The following is a 20,504-nucleotide window of genomic DNA, read 5'->3' on the forward strand; positions in this document are numbered from 1 at the left end:
ACCGATCGAATAGTACCAAAAACAAGTCTTTTCATTTTATTACAGCAACAGCAACCTGAGCCGTCGGAACATGGATATGGAGTAAATTTCGAAAAAACTTTTTGAATCTTACAAGTGAATATTTCCATGCGCATAAACAAATAATCTTGACGCATACGCTCTAAAATTATTCAGGAAATCGAAGACTGCCTTCATCAGTCTCATCAATTCATCCGACCAATTAAAATTATGGCAGAGCGTTTCGACAACTTGGTTGAAGGATTAACAGAAGATCGTGCCATGTCTGTGATTCTGGCCGACCCTGAGACATTGGATCGACCTGTCGACAAATATATGGCTGCGACGAGGTTGGGAGCTAGCGATACTGAGGAATCCCTTGATGTTCTCATTAAGGCAGCAGAATTAAGTCCGGAACATCTGTTTGACCGAATCACACGACGAAAAGCCATTGATGCTCTAGGCCGCAGAAAAAGCACTAGGGCATTACCTACTCTGTTTCGCTCACTGTCTTGCACAGATGAGGCTGCAGTCATTAACGCTGTTGACGCCATCACAAAAATTGGTGCACCACTAACAGAAAACAATCAGGGAAGATTGATCAAGGCACTCGATGGGGAAGATATCCAAAAGCGAGCAGTCATCCAGGCCTTTTGCAGGCTGGAAATCAATAAGGCAGAAGAGGCAATACGCCCACTCGCGAACGATCAGAATCCGCTCGTCTGCGGTGCAGCTAAAGCATATTTAGCAAGAGTGCACAAAGAGACCTCCGGTCTAGATGATCTGGTTCCCCAGCTGATCGATCCCATCGCTGGTCGACGCCGATCCGCCGTCATTGACCTTGGCGATGCTGGTGATGTCACAAGATTGGAGGCACTGGTTACGGCACCTGTGTCCATGTCATTACGGGCAAGAAGCGCTTTCCAGCTCGTCGATCCCAACAAAACATGTCACGTTCCTGATGAATATTCAGAATTAATAACGCAACTATTGCAAGACAACCCACAACATTTAAAGCTCAGACAAGAGTGGGTCTGCCCTGTTGACGCAATTGAAATCGAAAACAATCTTCAACACCGAGACGAAGCACGTCAATACGGTGGGGCTTTGAGCCTAATGAATATGGACAAACGATGCAGAATGGAATTAATTAATGAAATTAAACAAAAATTATGGAGCGACTATGTTACTCACTATTACTTAACATCAGTCATCAGCCTTCAAGGCTTGTCCGAAAGGAGTGACTTGATCTGCCTAGCTCTGGCCGAAACGATCCCTCAGTACACAAAATCGAGGATTGCAGCAGCCTGGGGTTGCCTGAGATTGAGACTGACTGATCAGAAGCCCCTCCTCGAGGAGCTTTCAGTCTCAGCTAACTGGCTACCACTGAAGTGGACCTGCAGGCAGGTACTTAAACAGTTGTCATGATTAGTGTCTTCCTCAGTAACAACCAGGCCAAATGATGTCGTGGTGTTACCGATTTTTCGTTTGTCAACTTGTGTGTCCTGACACGCTTGTCTGGGATTTAGGCAAGAAAAGCAGGGTTACTGTCCATCTTGATGCGGAATGCATCTCCCCAAACAACGTATTCCCCAACCCATGCTCGACGCATTCTCCAGGGCAGCTGTCTCAGCCGATTCCAGCGGCTCTTTCATCGGCGGCGGCGAACTGGCCTCTCTGAAGTCCTTCATTGCCGATGGCAACAAGCGCCTCGACGCTGTTAACGCCATCACTTCCAACGCTAGCTGCATCGTTTCTGACGCCGTTGCAGGCATCTGCTGCGAGAACACCGGTCTGACCGCCCCCAACGGTGGCGTTTACACCAACCGCAAGATGGCTGCTTGCCTGCGCGATGGTGAGATCGTTCTGCGTTACGTCTCCTACGCCCTGCTGGCTGGTGATGCTTCTGTTCTCCAGGACCGCTGCCTGAACGGACTGCGTGAAACCTACGCTGCACTGGGTGTTCCCACAGGTTCCGCCTCCCGTGCCGTGGCCATCATGAAGGCCGCTGCTGGTGCCCTGATCACCAACACCAACAGCCAGCCCAAAAAGATGCCTGTGACCACTGGAGATTGCTCCAACATCGCCGGCGAAGCTGCCAGCTATTTCGACATGGTGATCAGCGCTATCAGCTGAGCCAGAGATTGAATTTCTGCACATCTGAACACCCCCCCTTTTTCATCATGAAGTCCGTCATCACCACCGTCGTCGGCGCAGCCGACAGCGCTTCCCGCTTCCCCTCTGCCTCCGACATGGAGTCCGTCCAGGGCTCCATCCAGCGTGCTGCTGCTCGTCTGGAAGCTGCTGAGAAACTGGCCGGTAACTACGACCAAGTTGCTCAGGAAGCTGTCGATGCTGTGTACAACCAGTACCCCAACGGAGCTACCGGCCGTCAGCCCCGCAAGTGCGCCACCGAAGGCAAAGAGAAGTGCAAGCGTGACTTCGTTCACTACCTGCGCCTGATCAACTACTGCCTGGTCACCGGCGGCACCGGCCCCCTGGATGAGCTAGCCATCAACGGTCAGAAGGAAGTGTACAAAGCACTCAGCATCGACGCTGGAACCTACGTTGCTGGTTTCTCCCACCTGCGTTCCCGCGGTTGCGCTCCTCGCGACATGAGTGCTCAAGCACTGACCGCTTACAACCAGCTGCTCGACTACGTTATCAACTCCCTGGGCTGATTATCAGTCCTTAACGGATTGGTATTTACGACTAGTCGTCTCAGGGGGTGAGCAAATAGCTCACCCCCTTTTTTTTAGCAGTAGCGAGAAAACTTCCTGCGAAGGAAAGAAACTCAACGACTCGATAGCGACATTAGATCGATCGGCGCCAACCCCCCAAAAGACAATCAGCCAGCCAAAGTTAAACCTATCGCAATTATTGTCGATGATTGCTCGAGTGGTTGAATGCAGAAACTTGTAAAACCTGTTTCAAGCCTTAAACCACTAAGGATCCTCCCGCTGTTCTGTCAAGTACCGCCTCAATTCGAGAGCGATCAGAATACTTGAAGGTCTCGACATCATCAATCACCTCCAAATCCTCATCATGCTCACCACACAAACTACTCCTGCAGGTATGTCTGCAGCAAATCGAACCAAATCCGCTTCGTATTCCACCTCCAGCAAAGCTGGAATGAATACTGTTGCCCGAACGGTGGCAGGTTCGATTGCAGAGTTTAAGCGGAACACTTGCTCATCTATGGGTCTCGGAATCGGCCCTCGACTCCACAGTGAGTGTCCATTCGGTTCGGTCTTTGATGAGTATCACCCCAACGATAGTGCGGCGTTGGAGCGCACAATCCGCGATAGCTATCGCCAGGTTTACGGGAACCTACCTCCAACGGAAAATGAGCGTTGCACCTCACTGGAAGCACGCCTCATGAATGGAGAAATAACGGTACGTGACTTCGTCAATGGTCTGGCCAAATCTCCTTTTTACAAAAAAAATTACTTCCACTCAGTCGCGCCCCAGCGAGGGATCGAACTGAACTTCAAACACCTCTTAGGGCGAGCTCCACTTAATCAGGCAGAAATTCAGGCCAGCATTAAGCTGCAGGCCGAACAGGGATTTGATGCTCTCATCGATAGCCTGACGGATGGGGCAGAATATGCCGAGGTCTTTGGTTCGGATATCGTCCCATACGTGCGGACTGCCGATTCTTATGCCGGAATGATGACGTCCTCCTTCAACATGATGAGGGAGCTTGCAAGCACCAAAGTAGCAGTTAGTGACAACGCTCAGGGATCCCGGAGCCGCACCGTTTCACCACTCGCCTTAGCAGCGAGCAGCGCGATTAAACCTGTGACATTTAACTATGTTGCACTTACCAAGCCTGCTCCAAAGCTGCCTCAACAGCAGTACAGCGGTCATCAGCCTCCTAAGCAGACAGACTACGTCGCATTCCGCCCCTTCGGAATCCACTTCTGACCGACCCAAAATGGTCTAATGGTCAGGTCAGAATTCAACACTCAAGTGTGTGATGACCAGCTCCCTTTCAAAAGGGAGCTTTTTTTTGTCCAAGAGCTCGTGGGCGAAAAAGCTTCAAGGAATCAACAGTACAGCAACCGTAATCGATTAGATTGATATGAAGATTGTGCGATGGCCACAGTGCTCCAGGATTTCTCTAATGTCTCGTCACTCAGCGACAGTCAGCTCACCGAAGAAGAAGCGCTTCAACTCGCCAACGAACTAAGTTTGAAATTAAGTGATGGTGAGAAACCAGGGTCTGATGCAGAGTCTCTCAAGAAAATGGTTGCTGGCCTTGGTGATGCTAGAGGAGCCCTAAGACTAACCTTTGCAAAAAGCCTTGGCGCAGTAGGAGACGAGGCTCTACCCATTCTTTGTGAAGCTCTTCGCCAACACCAAAATGTAGTCGTCAGAAGAGCATCAGCCAAAACACTCAATTTGATTGGAAGTAAGGAGGCTCTGCCTTATCTCCTCGAAGCTTTTTTAGAAGACAGTGATCCAGTTGTTCTCGGGTCATCTGCTGGAGCAATGGCAACGATTGGACCCGACGCCATGGACTCATTACTTGGGATCCTGAAAAATCCAGACTGCACACCATTTCAGGTGGGCTTGATTAATCTTGCGCTTAGTTTCATCGGCGCCAAAGCACCTGAGGCATTACTCGAGGCTGCAGAGTCAGACGTGACTGAAGTTCGCGTGGCTGCAATTTCAGCCCTAGGAGATCAAATACAAAAGAGTGACGATCATCGTGCAAAAAATAGAGTGTTCAGAGCTTTAGATGACTGCTCACCAGACGTTAGAGCAGAAGCTGTAACACTTATCGGAAAATCATGTGATGCCGAAGATGTTGAACATATGCTGACAAGGAAACTGATCGACAAAGACACTCAGGTACGAAAAAACACGGCGATGGCACTGATGAAGCTTGAAGCATTTAACTCTGTAGAAAGCATAGAGAAGGCAAAGTCAACAGAAGATGACGAGTCAGTTCAAGCAGTATTTGATGTCGCCATCAACATACTAAGCAGAAATTTGTGAGAAGTTAGGGTCAAAACAATGCACAGAAGGGCACTGAAGAATTTCAAGGATGCCTCAAATACCCCAAGTTCTCTCTTGTAAAGTTAGCGGAGCATTTTCAGTGATCCTGGTAAAAAGCGGATAGATGCTGATAAAATTTGAACATGTAGGTGATCTTTTATGTCGCGCGCTGAATTCATACGCTTTCTTCAGGTCCTGGAAGAAGATTTACCGTTCAGAGCTCTTTTTCAAGAAGCTGATCCCGAGGAAATCCTCAAGCTTGCCGATCAACATGGGTTTATCTTTTCGGATGAAATAAAAGGGCGTTTCCTGAATCGGTGGGCAGGTGTGTATTTCTGCCCATTCGCCAACGATGTGGGAAGGTTATGCCCAAAAATGGTACCCGAGGGATTCAGCACACTGCTGCATTATTCACAAACAACATGTACCAAAGAGGACAAAGTTGAGCGTTTTGATTTTCGTGCTGGAGGCTATTACGAAGGAGTAAAAGCAGTGACTGGATAAAGAAAAGGTTTTAACTCCTTGAATTGAGTAGATTTTGAAGTCGCGCCAATGCAGACTGAGCTGCTTCCTGAATCAGCGGATCGTCATTATTATCTTGAAGTGCATGCAAAGCGACCTCCGCCATGGGATGCGGGATATCAGCAAGAGCCTGAGATGCACTAAAGATCAAAGCCACATTTTCACTGCTGAGAGATTTTGCTAGTAGTTTAATTGCCTCTTCAGACTTGAACTGTTGCTTACCGATTTGACCAAGACACATCAGAGCTCCTTGTACGACTACCATATCTGTGTCATTAATCCCTTGTTCCAACATTTGCATGACTGAATCAGGAAACGGTTGATCAGGAAAATTCTTGAACAATTGAACGAATGCTTTCGGGCAACAACGCCTTGCAGTTTGATTCTCAGTTGTTGCATAAAGTTCGATCAAAGGATCGAATGCAGAACTCCCAAAAAAACCAATTCCCTTAACTGCTGCTCTGTATACTTTGGGATCTTGATGACAGAATAGTTCCAATAACATGGGCAAGGCTTCTTCCTGATAGTGCTCCGAAAGAATTAAACTGGCTTCTTCTTGGATCCTAGGGTTGGGATGCCTGAGATCCTCGAATAGGGAATCAATGGAAGGCATAGACTGATTATCGCTCACAGAAAGCCTGAACTGATAATTTATTTTAGCACTGATGATCAACCGAAAACAGACGCAGACGTCTCATACATGCACTATGTATATTGGAGAATCGACTGCGCTTTCCAACAAACAAAGTAATCTGGATCCGATTGAGACAAATCACTGACTACATCAAGATTTTGAGACCGGATTTGACTCAACTCGGGAGATTGAAGGAGTAGAAGCGATGTATAACGGAAATCCCAAAATGGTTGCATTACGGTAGTCAAACCATCTTTCAAGAAGTGGTCGCACTGCCCAGGAAATAAGATAGCAAAAGACAACAACGCAGCAGATGGAGATTTCCTGAATTGTGGACGTCTATCTCGAATAGCATCCGACAGGATGTCGTGAATAGACGCAAGGGCCTCGTGACTCCAATTCCTTATGAGACCAAATAGATGCATCATGAAATAGTGCGCTCCATAGTCGTTATGGGCTTTCTTATGCCAACTGGCCCAGACATGGGTCCAGACTTCATCTGGATCGCGATCCAGCAGGGTTTGCATCGACAAATAGCAGCGACTGAAATCAGGATGAAACAGACCTTCGACAAGCAGCTGAGTCGGTAGGGGGTCCCCATAGTGATGAAGCACCGTGATCAGCCTGGGGTCATCGCGAAGGACCTGGTCAACAGCCGAAAGAGCACTATTTTTCAACTGCTCACCTGACGATCGGTCGACAAGAGCACGAACAGCTCTCATTCGAAACGCTGGTGAAATGGGTGACTGAAGCAAACTCGACATGAGTTCAATCCCACCAGCATCGATTACATCTTGAACTGCCGACTGACGATCCATCTGATTAGCTACGTACAAATGATCAGCCAAATCAGCGAGACGTGTCCTATCTCCTGACAAGTGAATTGTGGCCGCAATTGCAGCACCGCGCACAGAAGACTTTTCATGGTCCATTAAGGGAGTAATCGTCGAAAGTGCTGCAAAAACTGAGAGTTTAGACAAACTTTGAATTAAAACCCGTTGATTCTGTGTGGAATCATGCAACAACCGAATCAAGCGCTGATGAACGGCTTGATCTTGACAGCCTATTTGTGCCAGTGCCCAGGCAGCATTTTCGACCATATAGATATCCGAACTATCAAGAAAACTGGCAATTTTCGCCTGAGCTTGCGTAACCCCCAGCCGGGCAAGAACTTCTACAGCTTTTCGTTGAGCAAGGAGGACAGCAGACTCAGTCGACACCCTGCCAAGAAAATTCAGCAACGCTTCATTTGCAAACTGACCAGGAAAATTGACCAAGTGCGAAACGGCAATATAGTAGTCACTGTCGCTCTCGAGATCTTGAAAATCTGTAGCCAAGATCTCGATGGCACCAGCCTGGTCCAACTCAGGATGAATATTGTCAAACAAGCCCGACATGAAGAAAGCCTAATATCAATTAAATTCTACACGCCTAATTATCTAGCGTTCTTAAACAACAATAAGAAAAGCATTGGGCTGCTTCTCAGCATTTAGATTTAAAGTATTATCGTATTGTCTGTAAAGAGGGAAATGGGGCCATTCTCCGGTCGTTTGCTCTGCGTTTCTGCTGCAATGTTGCCAGGCTCGAGAACTTCGAAACAGAGACATATAAGTCTAGACAGTCGGTTTATGAGCCAATGGATGAAAGCCGCCAAAAATTCCCATGCAGCAATCACTCAGATCAGCGCCGCTCACCTTGATTCAACAACAACAACAAGGAAGGGAACAACAGGACGTTCAAAAGATAAGTCGCAGACCTTAATTGGGAAAATGAGTGCTCAGTTTCCGAGCCTGACTAAAAACATGAAAACCGATGTAGACAGAACGATGGATGAATCTAAACAAAAGGGCAAACGCCGCAGAGGTCGTCGCAAATCGTCCTAATCAATTATTTGAGGAGATCTCGAAAACACCATCTTCAGGGCGATTGGACTTAAGTGCATCCCAATTAATGGCTTGAAGGAAAGCCTCTTCATCGTGTGTTTCCACAACATCCACGCCCCAGAAACCTTCTTGGAGCGGTGCACCTGGAGCAGCCATTGAATCTTTGCGCCCACCAAGCGCCAGTATGACGTGATCTGCACTTTGTCCAAGTTTAGACCTCAATTGCTTCCAAGACTTGACCAACTCCACTGCCATATCGTTGGGAGGCAAGTTTGAAGTCAATTCAATGATCCAATGAGGATGTTGAATGACTGTTGCAGAAATAATTGCCGAAGAATTCGAGACTATACCGTCAGCGAGAACTTGAGTTTCAAAGGGAGGGACATCTTTAGATTGAACCTGCAGGTTATGAGACAGAATAAATGTCGTCATTGGAAAAGACTTGTCCCCTCAATCTTAACGGAACAACTACATACCCGCGATTCAATCTGAGAAGCCTGCAGTCATCAAAAAAGGGGGGGGCTTATCGCCCCCCCCCCCTCTCTTTCACAGCCGTTGCCAGTTCAAGACAGGGCGTTGATGGCGTAATCGAGATAGCTCTTGAATTCGTTGAGAGCCTGAGCGCTCATATCACGAGGTGCACATGCACGATCACGTGTGTAAGTGAGAGCTTCGATGTATGCGTTGGTTGGAAGACCAAGGGTGCGATACACCTCACGAGCACCAGCAATACCCCACTCGTCCAGAGGACCAGTACCACCAACAATAAGGCAGTAGTTGATCAGACGCAGGTAGTGACCAAGATCGCGATAGCACTTGTCGATCTTCACCTGGCTGTCACCGGCTTCACCGGGCTGCTTCAGGTAGGCGTACTTGTTAAAGCAGGCGTCGCCTGCTTCACGAGTTACGTTATCGAGGCCAGCGGCCAGCTTTTCAGCAGCCTCAAGGCGAGCAGCTGCACGCTGGATATTGCCCTGAACGGCTTCGAGGTCGTTCTGGGAAGGGAAGCGACCGGCTGCATCAGCAGCGGTCACAACAGTGGTGACGACGGATTTCATTTGAGATCCTTAGATAAGGGTGCTGAGAAGGAAAGAAGAAGACGAATTCAGCCGCCGATCAGCTGATTGCCCCGATCACGCGATCGAAGTAAGAACCTGCTTCAGACACCAGTGCAGAGCAATCGCCCTGTGTGGTTTCCATCTTGCGGTACTTTGCGCCACCGCTAGCAGGGGTGTTGGTTTGTCCGATCAGAGCCGTTGCTGCGGATTTCATGATCGCGACAGCGCGAGCTGCAGACTGAGTGGGAACACCCAGAGCGATGTAGGTCTCTTTCAGACCATTGAGGCAACGGTCATCCAGCACGGAAGCGTCGCCAGCCAGCAGGGCGTAGCTGATGTAGCGAAGAACGATCTCACCATCACGCAGGCATGCGGCCATGCGACGAGTGGGATAGCAGTTGCCACCGGCCTGGATCAGACCGGTGTTTTCGCAGATCATGCCTGTGACCGCATCCGAAACGATGCAATAGGCGTTGGAAGTGATGGCGTTAACAGCGTCCAAACGCTTGTTGCCATCCTGCACATAAGAACGGAGGCTAGCGAGCTCGCTACCACCAACAGGTGCAGTTTTGGCGTCAGCGCTGACGACTGTGCGGGAAAATGCGTCGAGCATTGGGGGCCAGACAGTTTTTTGTGGATGCGGTGCTTCGGAAACCGCCTTGGGAACTAGCCGCTAAGACTGGAGGCCCAAAGGGGGAAGATGCGCCCAGCCACGCTAAACCCCGGTTCCCGGCTGGGTTCCAAAACAGACGCGGTCACGCAAGAGTTTGTCACCTTGGGGCACGAGTCAACGACTACCGGCAAGACCGTCGACCATCAAGGCTTCCAAGCCGGTCGGTCCATGTCGTGGGTCAGAGACGAAGCCCAACGGAGCCAAGGCAGACAGGTAGAAGGTTTAAAATTTCAGAGTCAGTCAGCATTTCATGGATCAAACAGCCTCTGATCTGCCCAGCATTGAAGAATTACAGGAGTCTATTGACGAACTATCTGCATACCGAGAGAGACTTTTTCAGGATGTGGTCGGACTTGGAAAGAAGCTGCGCCTCTCGCAGAAAAAAATTGATTCGACAGTCGCTGAGCACGCAGAGCTAAAGCGTCTTGACGAAGTTATGTCACAACTTGTTGCGCAAAGAGATTCTCAGCAGTCTAAATCTTGAATTTTATTAGAAGGATTGATCCACAGTCTCAACACCTCAGCTCTGCAAGTTCAATCTAATGTTTCCCCTCCAGTCATATCCACCAATGACGATGGTGGATTTTTTCGAAGCAAGCCGTGGGACCTGGTTGAACCGACGTGCTGTTCATCATTTGGATCACCAGGATGATGAAGCAGCAGATTCTAATCTTGTTATCGAACCATTTAAAAATGATGATCCGGCAGTTCGCAGCATTTGCGAAGCCCTAAACATCAATACGATCGACAGTACTGGTGGAGCTAGATTTTGGTGGGAAAGTAATATCAAAAAAGGAGTCCGCAACGAAGATTATGCGGCTGTTGTCATCGATGTACCCAACCGAGATAATGCTCGAAAGGGTTTCTTACTACGAGATGTAGGATATGTTGAAAAGCAGGCGGTATTGAGCACTTACGTTTTTGCCGAAGATGGCGTGTTGACGATCACTACAAGATATGACACGAATATTGGAATTGAACGATGCTGGTTTGTGACTGATCAGATCCGAATGCGTGTCAGTTCTGTCCAATGCTTGGATGGTGTCGCAATGACTACCTACTGCACTGAATTTCGCTGTCCAACAGATGCTGATATCAATGCCATATCTGAGCATGCCAGGCAGATCGCTCGTTCGACTGCATCTATTGGAGCTTAACCATCATGTTTGATCCGTTTCTTGAGGAATTACAAACTGGAATTCAAGCCCGCGGTGGCATATCAGTTGAAGTTCCGGCCGGGCTGGAACACAATCAATCCCAGAAGGGCTCAAGCACCATCCAAAGCTGGCTTTGGCAGGTTCCAGGTTTTCGTCGCTGGCGCGTCACCCGACTTGATGCAGGTGACAGCCTTCAAGTTCTGAATTCCGTCGCATATCCCGATTTCGATTTGGACCATCCTTTGATGGGTGTTGATCTGCTCTGGTTTGGCGCACGTCAAAAGCTAGTTGCGGTTCTTGATTTTCAACCACTGGTTCAAGATAAAGACTATCTCGATCGTCATTTTGATGGTCTGAAAGATCTGAATGCTCGTTTCCCGGATCTAAACGGAGAAGAAACGATGCGATCTTTCGATCCGAATCAATACTTCTCATCATGGCTACTTTTTTGCCGTGGAGGTTCTGAAGAGGCTGACAGGTCACTGCCAAAAGCCTTCAGCGCCTTTTTGAAAGCCTATTGGGGTTTACACGATGAGGCTTCCAAGGAACCATCCTCAATCTCACCTGGAGATGTGGAACGGCTTCAGAACGCCTACGACGTGTACAGCGCCGAGCGTGATCCTGCCCATGGATTGTTCACCAGCCATTTCGGCAAGGAGTGGTCTGACCGGTTCCTGCACGAATTCCTTTTCCCCGCCAGTCAGCCCGCATGAGCATTGATCTCCGCGCGTCGAGCCTTGATCCCGTTCAGATTCCGGGGTGGCGATGGCAGCCCTTTCTCGATGAAGCCAGTGCTGCACTCAAGCCGTTCAACCCGTCTCCCTATCCCGTAGCGGAAACGTTTCTGCAAAAGGAGGGCAGCTCCGGTTCAAAAGCGAAACCCGTTCCGGTGACAACGGCGACCTGGGCCTGTTCCACAGACAAGTTGCGTCAGGTGCGTTGTGCCTGCGTTGAAGCGGGTATGGCTGCTTCGGTGCTCAATTTTGTGATCAACCCGAGCTGTCGGTTCGACCTGCCGTTCTTCGGAGCCGATCTGGTGACGCTTCCAAACGGCCATTTGCTCGCTCTGGATCTTCAACCGGTTGACAAGGCTGATCCCGATCACACCCAACCCGTGTGGGAGCGACTGATGCCGTTGTTCGAGCGCTGGCAAGCCGAACTCCCCGATGGAGGCCCCATCCCAGAAGAAGCCCAACCCTATTTCTCACCGGCGTTTCTCTGGACCCGCATCCCGCTTGGGGAGGAGGGGGATGAACTGATTGAACGCGTGATCCGCCCGGCCTTCATGGACTATCTGCAGCTTTACCTCAACCTCGTGGCCGAAGCGGAACCCGTGTCTGACGACCGTGCGGAATTGCTCCTTTCAGGCCAAAAGCGCTACACCGCGTATCGCGCCGAGAAGGATCCAGCCCGCGGCATGTTGACGCGGTTCTACGGGAGCGAGTGGACAGAGTCGTACATCCATGGCGTGCTGTTCGATCTCGAGGACGCCGCTTAACTCCCTTGTCGTACCAAGGGAGTTAAGCATTATGAACAGCCGTCGAAGCGCCCGCCTGGGCTTGGCGAGAATCGCATGGTCGGGATGGAGGCAATAGCCTTCGACCATCCCAATTGTCTGAGATTCCCCTCCAGACGTAGTTCAAAGGAACAACAACCATGTTCGACGCCTTCACCAAGGTTGTCGCCCAGGCCGATGCCCGGGGACAATTCATCAGCACCAGCGAGATCGATGCCCTCGCTGCCATGGTTTCTGACAGCAACAAGCGTCTGGATGCCGTGAATCGCATCTCCAGCAACGCTTCCACCATCGTTGCTTCGGCTGCCCGTCAGCTGTTCGCTCAGCAGCCTTCACTGATCGCCCCCGGCGGCAACGCTTACACCTCCCGTCGCATGGCTGCTTGCCTGCGCGACATGGAGATCATTCTTCGCTACGTCACCTACTCCGCATTCACCGGCGACGCTTCCGTGATGGAAGACCGCTGCCTGAACGGCCTGCGTGAGACCTACCTGGCCCTCGGCACTCCCGGTGCTTCCGTTGCCGCCGGCGTGAACCTGATGAAGGACACTGCCCTGGCCATCGTCAACGACAAAGCTGGTATTTCCGCTGGCGACTGCGCTTCCCTGAGCAGCGAAATCGGCACCTACTTCGACCGCGCCGCCGCCTCCGTCGCCTGATCGACGCGTTAATCCGACGTCTTTCACTTCTCCCATCAACCAATGAAAACCCCACTTACCGAAGCTGTTGCTGCAGCTGATTCCCAGGGCCGTTTCCTGAGCAACACCGAAGTTCAGGCCGCTTCCGGTCGCTTCAACCGTGCCAAGGCCAGCCTCGAAGCGGCCAAAGCCCTCACGAGTAAGGCCGATTCCTTGGTGAACGGCGCAGCTCAAGCTGTGTACACCAAGTTCCCTTACACCACTCAGATGGAGGGGCCCAATTACTCAGCAACTCCCGAAGGCAAGGCCAAGTGTTCCCGTGACGTGGGCTACTACCTGCGCATGATCACCTACTGCCTGGTCGCTGGTGGTACTGGCCCCATGGACGACTACCTGATTGCCGGTCTGGCCGAAATCAACCGTACTTTCGAGCTCTCCCCTTCCTGGTACGTGGAAGCTCTGAAGCACATCAAGTCCAACCACGGCCTCTCTGGCGACGCCGCCACTGAAGCCAACAGCTACATCGACTACGCCATCAATGCTCTGACCTGATCGGTTAGACCACAGATGTGACAGCCCTCCTCATGGAGGGCTTTTTTTGTTCAAACAGCTTGGGCCAGGATTCTAAAAATGACCCCAACAGAGCAGAACTTTCTCAGCTTGCTTTGCGGCGAATACAGCAATCAGCAACAAGCATTGGATAACCCTCCTTTCTTTGCACATATTTTCCTGAGATACCGACCTTTAGAGCATCTCCAACCAGGATCCATTTTGCTAGAACAAAGCTATGCAGTTGACCCAAAGAATCCTTACCGACTACGCATGATCAGAGCAGAGGAACAATCACCTGGAATTATTAAGTTGTGGAACCATACTTTCCACGAGCCATCAAGATTTGCCAAAGCAACCTTTGATAAAGAATGTCGGCAGACCATTCAAGACAGCGACCTTATCTGCCTTGACCAATGTCACTACCAAGTTGAACACAAGAGCGACGGATATCATGGATCGATCGAACCAGGCTGTCGGTGTATGGTTACCCGAAATGGGCAAGAAACAGTCCTGGTCAGCACTTTTCACCTCCAGGAGGACTCATTAAAAACTCTTGACCGTGGTCATGACCCAAAAACGAATGCAAGACTTTGGGGTGCCATTGCAGGTGAATTTCAATTCAAACGAACAAAATCATGGGAAGCAAAGTGGGAACAAGACATTCATTCATGAGCATGGATACAAAGACCATTTTTCAAGCACATGAGACAGTGGGGCAAGCCTATAGAATGCAAAGCAAGTTTTGTAAAACAAAACTACCTTGATGCCAATTGACTCAGTTACAGCCGCTCTTGAAGCCCTCGACCACCAAGATGCGGGTGTTCGGTATCACGGTGCTTGGTGGCTCGGGAAAAACAGGTCGGCTGAGGGAGTACCACGATTGGTGGAATGCCTTCTAGACGAAAGGGACAAAACATGTACAGGCGGATACCCCCTAAGAAGGCAAGCAGCAAGATCACTGGGAATGATCAAAGACTCACGCTGTTTACCAGAGCTTCTTAAAACACTAGAAACAGATGACGTGCAATTGCATGAAGCAACACTTAGAGCCCTAATTCAAATCAAGAGTGATCAATGCTCAAGCTCACTCATTAACTACCTTGACCGAGATATTCCCAACAAACCAATAGAAGCACTTATAGAAGCCTTAACAGAGCAAAGAATGTGGGATGTTTCAGAAAAGATCCAACCCTTTCTTAACGACAAATCAGAAAGGATCGCCGGCTCTGCAGCAGCTTTTTTCTACAGCTACACCGGTGAGATGACCTATTTAAACAAAGTTATCTCACTTCTTGATCACCAGAATCGCTTCATCAGGCAATCCGCTGCATTCGACCTAGCCCGTATCGGAACAATCAAAGCAACAGATCCAATCCTGACTGCCAAGATCCCCAACAACGTCAAGATGTTTGCCATAAAAGCCATACTCAATAAATCACTCAGCCGAAGCAATCAAGCAGATTCTATTCCAGATACCGACCTCGCATCAATTCATTCCTCTCTGTTCAAAGCACTTGACAGTCTCGCCAGAGACAACTTTTCGGGGAACCTATTGATTGAGCAAGACAACCAAATTCCAGAAACCTATCCAGGCGACGGCTCAACAGAGAGCGATCTACTTTCAAATGCATTCGACAACCTAAGGTCACCATCCTTGACGAGCAGAAAATCAGGCATAAAACAACTCGTCCGTGGTGCTAATCATTTCAAAATCGATCTTCTTGATCTGTACTTCTCAGAATCAGATCAAGACATCACAATGGGGCTGATCAAGGCCATGGCTGAACTCAAAAATCCCCACTACGCAAACGCACTTATTGATGCTATTGGGGTCGAAATTGGCAATCATTGCCAAGGAAACATTCGACGCGTCGCAGCGTGCGCCCTTGGTGACATCAATTGGAACGCGAAGATTTCGTCGCAATCACTGCATGCCGTTTTCAACAAACTCAAATGGACACTTCATTCACCTGAAGACTGGGGTTTGCGCTACAGCGCATGCTTGGCGCTGGAAGGAATTGGCAATGCCGATTCGATTGAACTCTTAAATGAAGCCAAAGCAAAAGAAACAGATCCAGTCCTCTCTGCACGCCTTGACAAGGCAATACTAAAATCAAAAAATAAGACTTCTATCCGTCACATCGAAAACAAAAAAGTTCTCTAAAACTAATGATGAAAGTATTGTTCGTCTGCCTCGGCAACATCTGCCGATCACCAGCGGCCGAAGGCGTCTTCCTGCATCTGCTGGAGGAGCGAGGGCTGAGCGATCAGTTCGTGGTGGATTCCGCCGGCACCGGCGGCTGGCATGTGGGCAACCCCGCCGACCGGCGCATGCAGGCCGCAGCCAACCGTCGCGGCATTCAGCTGCCCAGCCGCGCACGACAAATCAGCCTCGACGACTTCTCGGAGTTCGACCTGGTGCTGACCATGGACGACAACAACCTGGCCGCGGTGCAGGGGCTGGCTCGCGAAGCCGGCGCACAAGCCACGGCAACCATTCAACCGATGCTCAGCTACGCCCGCCGCTTTTCAGAAACGGAGGTTCCGGATCCCTATTACGGCGGTGAAGCAGGCTTTGAGCACGTGCTCGATCTGCTGGAGGACGCCTGCTCCAACCTGCTGGACGAGCTCAGCCCGCCGGCGTAGGCCAGGCCTCCTCAGGCACCCGGGCACGAAACTGCTCCACCAGGGCATCGATCACAGCGTCGATGCTCATGCCATCGGTCACCAGTTCCACGGCATCAATCGCCTGCACCAGCGGTGCCTCTTCCCTGGTGCTGTCGAGATGATCGCGCTCGGCAATCTGTGCTTCAAGCTCTGAGCACTCCGGCACCGGAAAGCCCCGTTGTTCCAGGTCCAAGGCCCGGCGACGAGCCCGTTCGGCCACCGTGGCCGTGAGAAACACCTTGAGATCGGCATCAGGGAACACGGCTGAGCCGATGTCGCGCCCCTCCGCCACCAGGCCACCTTTGGCACCCATCGCTTTCTGTTGAGCCGTGAGCGCTTGCCGGACGCAGCGGTGAGCGGCCACCACCGACACCGATCCCGTTACCTCAGGAGAACGGATCGCCTGACTGACATCCTCACCATTCACCAACACCTGCTGACCACCACCCGGCAGCGACTGAAGCTGCAGATTGAGAGCACGCAGCAACACGTCCACGGCCGCAGCATCCCCGGGTTCCACGCCCCGTTGCTGCACCAGCCACGTGACGGCGCGATACATCGCTCCGGTGTCCAGGTAAATCAGGCCCAGGCGCTCCGCGAACGCACGGGTCACCGTGCTCTTACCAGCACCGGCAGGGCCATCGATGGCAACAAGGGGCTGGCGGGTCATCAGAAATGTGTGATCAATCAGGCGTGTCGTCCCGCAGCGCACCGCCGCGGCCAGCAGCGAGAGTGCCGTCTCCGAGCTGCAGGGCTGCAGGCTTTGGGGATCAACCCTCTCTACATACTCCACCTCGAGGCCAGCAGCTGAGAGCCTCGAGCGGGTGACGTCCAATGGGGTGGTGCCATCAGCAGCACGCAACGCCGCGGGCAGCGCGGCTGCCTGAAGACGCTGCGCAGGTGACAGGTACTGATTGCGTGAACTCAACGCGAGGCCATCCGCCTCGCGAACCGTGGCGACCCCGTGGACCTTCACAGGCAACGCACGATCCGCCACCAACTGACGCAGGATCACCAGTTGCTGCCAGTCCTTCTCCCCCAGCCAGAGACCGGCGGGCTTCGTCAGCTCCAGCAGACGAGCCACCACCGTGACCACCCCATTGAAGTGTCCGGGTCGACCAGCTCCGCACAGATGCTGCTGCAGCGCTGCAGGTGCCTGGCGAGCCGAATCGGCAGCGGTTCCATCGGGATAGATGGTCTGAACCGTTGGAGCCCAGAGCGCAGCTGCACCGCAGCGATCCGCCAAAGCCAGGTCGGCCTCCAAGCTGCGCGGATAACGGTCGAAGTCTTCGCCAGGGCAGAACTGAAGGGGATTGACGAACACACTCACCAACACTGGGCCCTGCTCTGCCGCACGGCGGATCAGCTCCCCATGCCCCTGGTGCAGACCTCCCATGGTCGGGACGAACTGAATGGATTGGCCGAGGCCTGAGCGGAATGCCACCAGCTCAGCCTGCGTTGAGAGCAAAGCGGTGGTCAGCGCAGCACCTCAAGCTTCACCTGGGCAATCCCGGAACTGATCAGCCCAAGGTTCGAGGCGGCACCGTGGCCCAGATCAATGACCCGGTGATCAACAAAGGGGCCTCGGTCGTTGATGCGGATCACCGCAGAGCGGCCGTTCCAGAGATTGGTAACGCGCACTTTGGTTCCGAACGGCAAGGTGCGGTGAGCTGCCGTCATCGTCCCCTGGCGGTAGATCTCGCCGTTGGCCGTGTGATTTCCGTAGAAACCAGGCCCGTACCAGCTGGCCTCCCCGGTGATCACGCGCACCACGTCGGGCAGCAGCTTCAGCTTCGGCTCGGGCAGAACCGCCACGGGCGTTGGATCGACCGGTTCCCTCACCTCATCGGGCGTCAATGTGGCGCTGACGCTGTTGTCATCGCTGCTGTCCGGGTCGAGGTCGTCCTGAACCGACACGTTGGAATCAAGTGGAGCAGCCGTTATGGATTGAGCGTCAACGTCCGAGTCGACGGCCAACTCAATTGGATCGAGAGGCTCGAACCAATCCGGATCCTCAAAATCCTGCGCCACCACGGGGAAAAGAGCTGCACTGGCTGAAATCGCCCCGGACAAACCCAGGAGGGTGAGAACGACAAGCATGACGGGCGATCAGCAGGCTCCTGGAAGCAAGGCTCAGAAGCTGTGCAGACCTCTACAGGCAAATTTGTTTGACGCTAAGAAGTTCGCAACAAACACATCAGCAGGCACCAATCCAGCGGCTGGCACAGCGAATCTGGACACCCGTGGCGCGCATCAGCCGCTCACAGGCGAGGCCCCTACTGATCCCAAACCAAGGCATCAGCCAGACTTGGTCAAGTCATCAGCGAAACTGATGGCCTCTTGATCCGGCTCGTCGACCGTCCCAAGGTCGCTGGGGTTGCAGGATCGATACAGGTTCTTCAGCCCATGGACTACAAGAGTGCTGGCGTTGACGTCGAGGCCGGGCGCGCCTTTGTTCAACGGATCAAATCGTCCGTCGAAGCAACACACCGCCAGGAGGTGGTCGGTGGTCTGGGGGGCTTCGGCGGCATGATGCGCCTGCCGGCTGGCCTGCGACAGCCCCTGTTGGTTTCAGGGACTGATGGTGTCGGCACCAAACTCGAATTGGCGCAGGACCATCAAGCCCACCACAACGTTGGGATCGACCTGGTGGCGATGTGCGTGAACGACGTGATCACATCCGGCGCCCAGCCGCTGTTTTTTCTCGACTACATGGCCACGGGCGCATTAAGCCCTGACGCCATGGTTGAGGTAGTTGAGGGCATCGCTGACGGATGCCAGCAGAGCGGCTGCTCATTGCTCGGCGGCGAAACCGCCGAAATGCCTGGCTTCTACCCAGCGGGTCGCTACGACCTGGCCGGGTTCTGCGTCGCCGTTGTTGAAGAGAGCGAGCTCATTGATGGACATCAGGTTCAACCGGGTGATGCCGTGATCGGCGTGGCCAGCAGTGGTGCCCACAGCAACGGCTTCAGCCTGGTGCGCCGAGTGCTGGCCCAGGCCAATGCGGATCGATCCACCCTGTACGGACCTGATCAGCGCCCCCTGATCGACGATCTGCTGAGGCCCACCCAGCTCTACGCCTCGCTGGTGCAGCACCTGCTCAGCAGCAGCCTTCCCATCCATGCCATGGCGCACATCACAGGTGGAGGACTGCCGGAGAACCTCCCCCGCTGCCTGCCGGCTGGATGTCGCGCCCAGGTGAGCCCAACGAGCTGGGCACGCCCGCCCCTGTTCGACTGGCTCCAGAGCTCTGGCGGCATTCCGGAGCGTGATCTCTGGCACACCTTCAATCTCGGGATCGGTTTCTGTGTTGTGGTTCCGCAGGATCAAACTGACCGAACCGTCGCGGCCTGCCGTACCCAGCAGCTCCAGGCCTGGCCGATCGGCAGGATCTTGGAAGGGAACCCTGCAGACGGCGTGATCGGCCTCCCCGACTAACAGGGGGAATGCATCACTCTCCAAAGAGATTGTTCAAGAGTCCGGAAAAGGGAAAGAACCGTTTAAGGTGATTTCAAGCACTTCGGAGATTTTCTCCGGACGCAGCGTCGATACATCGGTTTAACAACGTCATGCCGTTTGATAGACCTCAGCGCACCACGCGCAGACGATCCTCTGCTGGTCCAACACCCCCACGCCGCCCGGTCGTCCCGGCCCATGAGCGTTCCAATGGCCACCGACAATCACCCCGGCCGACCTTCCTCACCCTGAGGGACCACGGCAAGGTTTATGTCGCTGACATGCCTGATCTGTCCGACGGTCAGCTGTCCCACATCGGCAAAGAAGCCCAGGAAGTCCTCGACAGTCTTGAGCGGCGGATCCACGAACTTGAACAGAGCCTCGATCAGGGCCCCCAGGATCGGGACACATTGATCAAGGCCTCCACCAAGCGCGACGTCACCCTTCGTTTCCTGCGAGCGATCGATGAGGAAAAAGAACTGCGCAGCAACAACCCCGCCCTGCGGTCCGCGGCCGGGGAATCCCTGCCCAGGACCTTCCTTGAGGTCGCGAGGCACCGTCTGCCGGGAACCACCTTTGATTCCCTGCTCCAGGAAGCGCTCAAGGCCTGCGAAGAGAGCCAGGCTGCTGCTGCCCCCATACCACCACCGGAACGGGAGAACGTGATCCCCCTGCGCAGCGAGGCTGCCGCTGACAGTCTTCCTGTTGTGGTGAGTCCTGCTCCAGACAACGTCGCTGAAGCCTGAG

25 protein-coding genes are annotated in these 20,504 nt (G+C 52.5%); 18 read left to right on the forward strand and 7 right to left on the reverse strand.

Annotation, left to right across the window (positions count from 1 at the left end):
- Nucleotides 1–228 precede the first annotated feature (228 nt).
- From SynA1524_RS10225 to SynA1524_RS10250, 6 genes are all read left to right on the forward strand, one after another.
- Complete coding sequence (locus SynA1524_RS10225) at nt 229–1,425, forward strand: HEAT repeat domain-containing protein (RefSeq protein ID WP_186497617.1); 1,197 nt, start codon at nt 229–231, stop codon at nt 1,423–1,425.
- Nucleotides 1,426–1,596: 171 nt separating this feature from the next.
- Nucleotides 1,597–2,133: a phycoerythrin subunit beta gene (gene cpeB / locus SynA1524_RS10230; RefSeq protein WP_011128866.1), complete on the forward strand. Its 537-nt coding sequence runs from the start codon at nt 1,597–1,599 to the stop codon at nt 2,131–2,133.
- Between the two features lie 47 nt (nt 2,134–2,180).
- Entirely contained in the window at nt 2,181–2,678 is a 498-nt protein-coding gene (gene cpeA, locus SynA1524_RS10235) for a C-phycoerythrin subunit alpha (RefSeq protein WP_011128867.1), read from the forward strand.
- Between the two features lie 364 nt (nt 2,679–3,042).
- Nucleotides 3,043–3,924, forward strand: a complete 882-nt coding sequence (locus SynA1524_RS10240; protein ID WP_186497619.1) for a phycobilisome rod-core linker polypeptide — start codon at nt 3,043–3,045, stop codon at nt 3,922–3,924.
- 171 nt (nt 3,925–4,095) lie between these two features.
- Nucleotides 4,096–5,001 carry a HEAT repeat domain-containing protein gene (locus SynA1524_RS10245; protein ID WP_186497621.1) on the forward strand — a complete coding sequence of 302 codons (906 nt, stop codon included), beginning with the start codon at nt 4,096–4,098 and terminating at the stop codon, nt 4,999–5,001.
- Between the two features lie 159 nt (nt 5,002–5,160).
- On the forward strand, nt 5,161–5,505 hold the full coding sequence (locus SynA1524_RS10250) for a Nif11-like leader peptide family natural product precursor (protein WP_042503828.1): 345 nt from the start codon (nt 5,161–5,163) through the stop codon (nt 5,503–5,505).
- A 10-nt stretch (nt 5,506–5,515) separates the two neighbouring features.
- Here the strand turns inward: SynA1524_RS10250 and SynA1524_RS10255 are convergent, their stop codons facing one another.
- A complete protein-coding gene (locus SynA1524_RS10255; protein WP_286188566.1) occupies nt 5,516–6,196 on the reverse strand; it encodes a HEAT repeat domain-containing protein in 681 nt (226 codons plus the stop codon).
- A gap of 32 nt (nt 6,197–6,228) precedes the next feature.
- A complete protein-coding gene (locus SynA1524_RS10260; RefSeq protein WP_186497623.1) occupies nt 6,229–7,554 on the reverse strand; it encodes a HEAT repeat domain-containing protein in 1,326 nt (441 codons plus the stop codon).
- Between the two features lie 243 nt (nt 7,555–7,797).
- On the opposite strand from SynA1524_RS10260, the gene SynA1524_RS10265 reads away from it, so the two are divergent.
- Nucleotides 7,798–8,040: a hypothetical protein gene (locus tag SynA1524_RS10265; protein WP_186497625.1), complete on the forward strand. Its 243-nt coding sequence runs from the start codon at nt 7,798–7,800 to the stop codon at nt 8,038–8,040.
- Here the strand turns inward: SynA1524_RS10265 and SynA1524_RS10270 are convergent, their stop codons facing one another.
- The 3 genes from SynA1524_RS10270 to cpeB (SynA1524_RS10280) form a co-directional block, all read right to left on the reverse strand.
- A complete protein-coding gene (locus SynA1524_RS10270; protein ID WP_186497627.1) occupies nt 8,041–8,472 on the reverse strand; it encodes a DUF2656 family protein in 432 nt (143 codons plus the stop codon).
- 131 nt (nt 8,473–8,603) lie between these two features.
- On the reverse strand, nt 8,604–9,098 hold the full coding sequence (gene cpeA, locus SynA1524_RS10275; protein ID WP_011128874.1) for a C-phycoerythrin subunit alpha: 495 nt from the start codon (nt 9,096–9,098) through the stop codon (nt 8,604–8,606).
- A 58-nt stretch (nt 9,099–9,156) separates the two neighbouring features.
- Nucleotides 9,157–9,711: a phycoerythrin subunit beta gene (cpeB, locus tag SynA1524_RS10280; RefSeq protein ID WP_011128875.1), complete on the reverse strand. Its 555-nt coding sequence runs from the start codon at nt 9,709–9,711 to the stop codon at nt 9,157–9,159.
- 310 nt (nt 9,712–10,021) lie between these two features.
- Between cpeB (SynA1524_RS10280) and SynA1524_RS10285 the strand changes: the two genes are divergently transcribed.
- The 9 genes from SynA1524_RS10285 (at nt 10,022) to SynA1524_RS10325 (ending at nt 16,280) form a co-directional block, all read left to right on the forward strand.
- On the forward strand, nt 10,022–10,255 hold the full coding sequence (locus SynA1524_RS10285; RefSeq protein WP_186497628.1) for a DUF8630 family protein: 234 nt from the start codon (nt 10,022–10,024) through the stop codon (nt 10,253–10,255).
- Between the two features lie 91 nt (nt 10,256–10,346).
- On the forward strand, nt 10,347–10,928 hold the full coding sequence (locus SynA1524_RS10290) for a phycobiliprotein lyase (RefSeq protein WP_286187817.1): 582 nt from the start codon (nt 10,347–10,349) through the stop codon (nt 10,926–10,928).
- Nucleotides 10,929–10,933: 5 nt separating this feature from the next.
- Nucleotides 10,934–11,641 (forward strand): 15,16-dihydrobiliverdin:ferredoxin oxidoreductase, encoded by a 708-nt coding sequence (locus SynA1524_RS10295; RefSeq protein WP_011128878.1) that lies wholly within the window; start codon nt 10,934–10,936, stop codon nt 11,639–11,641.
- Nucleotides 11,638–12,426 (forward strand): phycoerythrobilin:ferredoxin oxidoreductase, encoded by a 789-nt coding sequence (locus SynA1524_RS10300; protein ID WP_186497632.1) that lies wholly within the window; start codon nt 11,638–11,640, stop codon nt 12,424–12,426. The genes SynA1524_RS10295 and SynA1524_RS10300 overlap by 4 nt, the downstream gene beginning before the upstream one ends.
- Nucleotides 12,427–12,584: 158 nt before the next feature.
- A complete protein-coding gene (gene cpcB, locus SynA1524_RS10305) occupies nt 12,585–13,103 on the forward strand; it encodes a C-phycocyanin subunit beta (protein ID WP_011128880.1) in 519 nt (172 codons plus the stop codon).
- A 42-nt stretch (nt 13,104–13,145) separates the two neighbouring features.
- Nucleotides 13,146–13,634, forward strand: a complete 489-nt coding sequence (cpcA, locus tag SynA1524_RS10310; RefSeq protein ID WP_186497634.1) for a C-phycocyanin subunit alpha — start codon at nt 13,146–13,148, stop codon at nt 13,632–13,634.
- 78 nt (nt 13,635–13,712) lie between these two features.
- A complete protein-coding gene (locus tag SynA1524_RS10315; protein ID WP_186497636.1) occupies nt 13,713–14,306 on the forward strand; it encodes a chromophore lyase CpcT/CpeT in 594 nt (197 codons plus the stop codon).
- Between the two features lie 91 nt (nt 14,307–14,397).
- A complete protein-coding gene (locus SynA1524_RS10320; protein WP_186497639.1) occupies nt 14,398–15,798 on the forward strand; it encodes a HEAT repeat domain-containing protein in 1,401 nt (466 codons plus the stop codon).
- Between the two features lie 5 nt (nt 15,799–15,803).
- Nucleotides 15,804–16,280, forward strand: coding sequence for a low molecular weight protein-tyrosine-phosphatase (locus SynA1524_RS10325; protein ID WP_186497641.1), 477 nt, complete (start codon nt 15,804–15,806; stop codon nt 16,278–16,280).
- Here SynA1524_RS10325 and SynA1524_RS10330 read toward each other — a convergent pair.
- Together SynA1524_RS10330 and SynA1524_RS10335 are read right to left on the reverse strand one after the other, a co-directional pair.
- Nucleotides 16,264–17,769 (reverse strand): bifunctional pantoate--beta-alanine ligase/(d)CMP kinase, encoded by a 1,506-nt coding sequence (locus SynA1524_RS10330; RefSeq protein ID WP_186497643.1) that lies wholly within the window; start codon nt 17,767–17,769, stop codon nt 16,264–16,266. The genes SynA1524_RS10325 and SynA1524_RS10330 overlap by 17 nt on opposite strands.
- 8 nt (nt 17,770–17,777) lie before the next feature.
- Entirely contained in the window at nt 17,778–18,401 is a 624-nt protein-coding gene (locus SynA1524_RS10335) for a septal ring lytic transglycosylase RlpA family protein (protein ID WP_186497644.1), read from the reverse strand.
- Nucleotides 18,402–18,707: 306 nt separating this feature from the next.
- Between SynA1524_RS10335 and purM the strand changes: the two genes are divergently transcribed.
- Nucleotides 18,708–19,739, forward strand: coding sequence for a phosphoribosylformylglycinamidine cyclo-ligase (purM, locus tag SynA1524_RS10340; RefSeq protein WP_186499613.1), 1,032 nt, complete (start codon nt 18,708–18,710; stop codon nt 19,737–19,739).
- A 131-nt stretch (nt 19,740–19,870) separates the two neighbouring features.
- Nucleotides 19,871–20,503, forward strand: a complete 633-nt coding sequence (locus tag SynA1524_RS10345) for a DUF8655 family protein (protein WP_186497646.1) — start codon at nt 19,871–19,873, stop codon at nt 20,501–20,503.
- The last annotated feature ends 1 nt before the right edge of the window (nt 20,504 follow it).

Origin of the sequence: Synechococcus sp. A15-24, assembly GCF_014280195.1 — a bacterium.
In the GTDB taxonomy this organism is placed as follows: domain Bacteria; phylum Cyanobacteriota; class Cyanobacteriia; order PCC-6307; family Cyanobiaceae; genus Parasynechococcus.

What these genes read in the sequence shown, in the direction of transcription:
- SynA1524_RS10335 (WP_186497644.1), bottom strand. Translation starts at nt 18,401, where the DNA reads ATGCTTGTCGTTCTCACCCTCCTGGGTTTGTCCGGGGCGATTTCAGCC.
- cpeB (WP_011128875.1), bottom strand. Translation starts at nt 9,711, where the DNA reads ATGCTCGACGCATTTTCCCGCACAGTCGTCAGCGCTGACGCCAAAACT.
- SynA1524_RS10265 (WP_186497625.1), top strand. Translation starts at nt 7,798, where the DNA reads ATGAAAGCCGCCAAAAATTCCCATGCAGCAATCACTCAGATCAGCGCC.
- SynA1524_RS10240 (WP_186497619.1), top strand. Translation starts at nt 3,043, where the DNA reads ATGCTCACCACACAAACTACTCCTGCAGGTATGTCTGCAGCAAATCGA.
- SynA1524_RS10290 (WP_286187817.1), top strand. Translation starts at nt 10,347, where the DNA reads ATGGTGGATTTTTTCGAAGCAAGCCGTGGGACCTGGTTGAACCGACGT.
- SynA1524_RS10300 (WP_186497632.1), top strand. Translation starts at nt 11,638, where the DNA reads ATGAGCATTGATCTCCGCGCGTCGAGCCTTGATCCCGTTCAGATTCCG.
- SynA1524_RS10285 (WP_186497628.1), top strand. Translation starts at nt 10,022, where the DNA reads ATGGATCAAACAGCCTCTGATCTGCCCAGCATTGAAGAATTACAGGAG.
- cpcB (WP_011128880.1), top strand. Translation starts at nt 12,585, where the DNA reads ATGTTCGACGCCTTCACCAAGGTTGTCGCCCAGGCCGATGCCCGGGGA.
- SynA1524_RS10270 (WP_186497627.1), bottom strand. Translation starts at nt 8,472, where the DNA reads ATGACGACATTTATTCTGTCTCATAACCTGCAGGTTCAATCTAAAGAT.
- SynA1524_RS10325 (WP_186497641.1), top strand. Translation starts at nt 15,804, where the DNA reads ATGATGAAAGTATTGTTCGTCTGCCTCGGCAACATCTGCCGATCACCA.
- cpeA (WP_011128874.1), bottom strand. Translation starts at nt 9,098, where the DNA reads ATGAAATCCGTCGTCACCACTGTTGTGACCGCTGCTGATGCAGCCGGT.
- SynA1524_RS10245 (WP_186497621.1), top strand. Translation starts at nt 4,096, where the DNA reads ATGGCCACAGTGCTCCAGGATTTCTCTAATGTCTCGTCACTCAGCGAC.
- SynA1524_RS10315 (WP_186497636.1), top strand. Translation starts at nt 13,713, where the DNA reads ATGACCCCAACAGAGCAGAACTTTCTCAGCTTGCTTTGCGGCGAATAC.
- purM (WP_186499613.1), top strand. Translation starts at nt 18,708, where the DNA reads ATGGACTACAAGAGTGCTGGCGTTGACGTCGAGGCCGGGCGCGCCTTT.
- cpeA (WP_011128867.1), top strand. Translation starts at nt 2,181, where the DNA reads ATGAAGTCCGTCATCACCACCGTCGTCGGCGCAGCCGACAGCGCTTCC.
- SynA1524_RS10345 (WP_186497646.1), top strand. Translation starts at nt 19,871, where the DNA reads ATGCCGTTTGATAGACCTCAGCGCACCACGCGCAGACGATCCTCTGCT.
- SynA1524_RS10295 (WP_011128878.1), top strand. Translation starts at nt 10,934, where the DNA reads ATGTTTGATCCGTTTCTTGAGGAATTACAAACTGGAATTCAAGCCCGC.
- cpeB (WP_011128866.1), top strand. Translation starts at nt 1,597, where the DNA reads ATGCTCGACGCATTCTCCAGGGCAGCTGTCTCAGCCGATTCCAGCGGC.
- SynA1524_RS10225 (WP_186497617.1), top strand. Translation starts at nt 229, where the DNA reads ATGGCAGAGCGTTTCGACAACTTGGTTGAAGGATTAACAGAAGATCGT.
- SynA1524_RS10320 (WP_186497639.1), top strand. Translation starts at nt 14,398, where the DNA reads ATGCCAATTGACTCAGTTACAGCCGCTCTTGAAGCCCTCGACCACCAA.
- SynA1524_RS10250 (WP_042503828.1), top strand. Translation starts at nt 5,161, where the DNA reads ATGTCGCGCGCTGAATTCATACGCTTTCTTCAGGTCCTGGAAGAAGAT.
- cpcA (WP_186497634.1), top strand. Translation starts at nt 13,146, where the DNA reads ATGAAAACCCCACTTACCGAAGCTGTTGCTGCAGCTGATTCCCAGGGC.
- SynA1524_RS10260 (WP_186497623.1), bottom strand. Translation starts at nt 7,554, where the DNA reads ATGTCGGGCTTGTTTGACAATATTCATCCTGAGTTGGACCAGGCTGGT.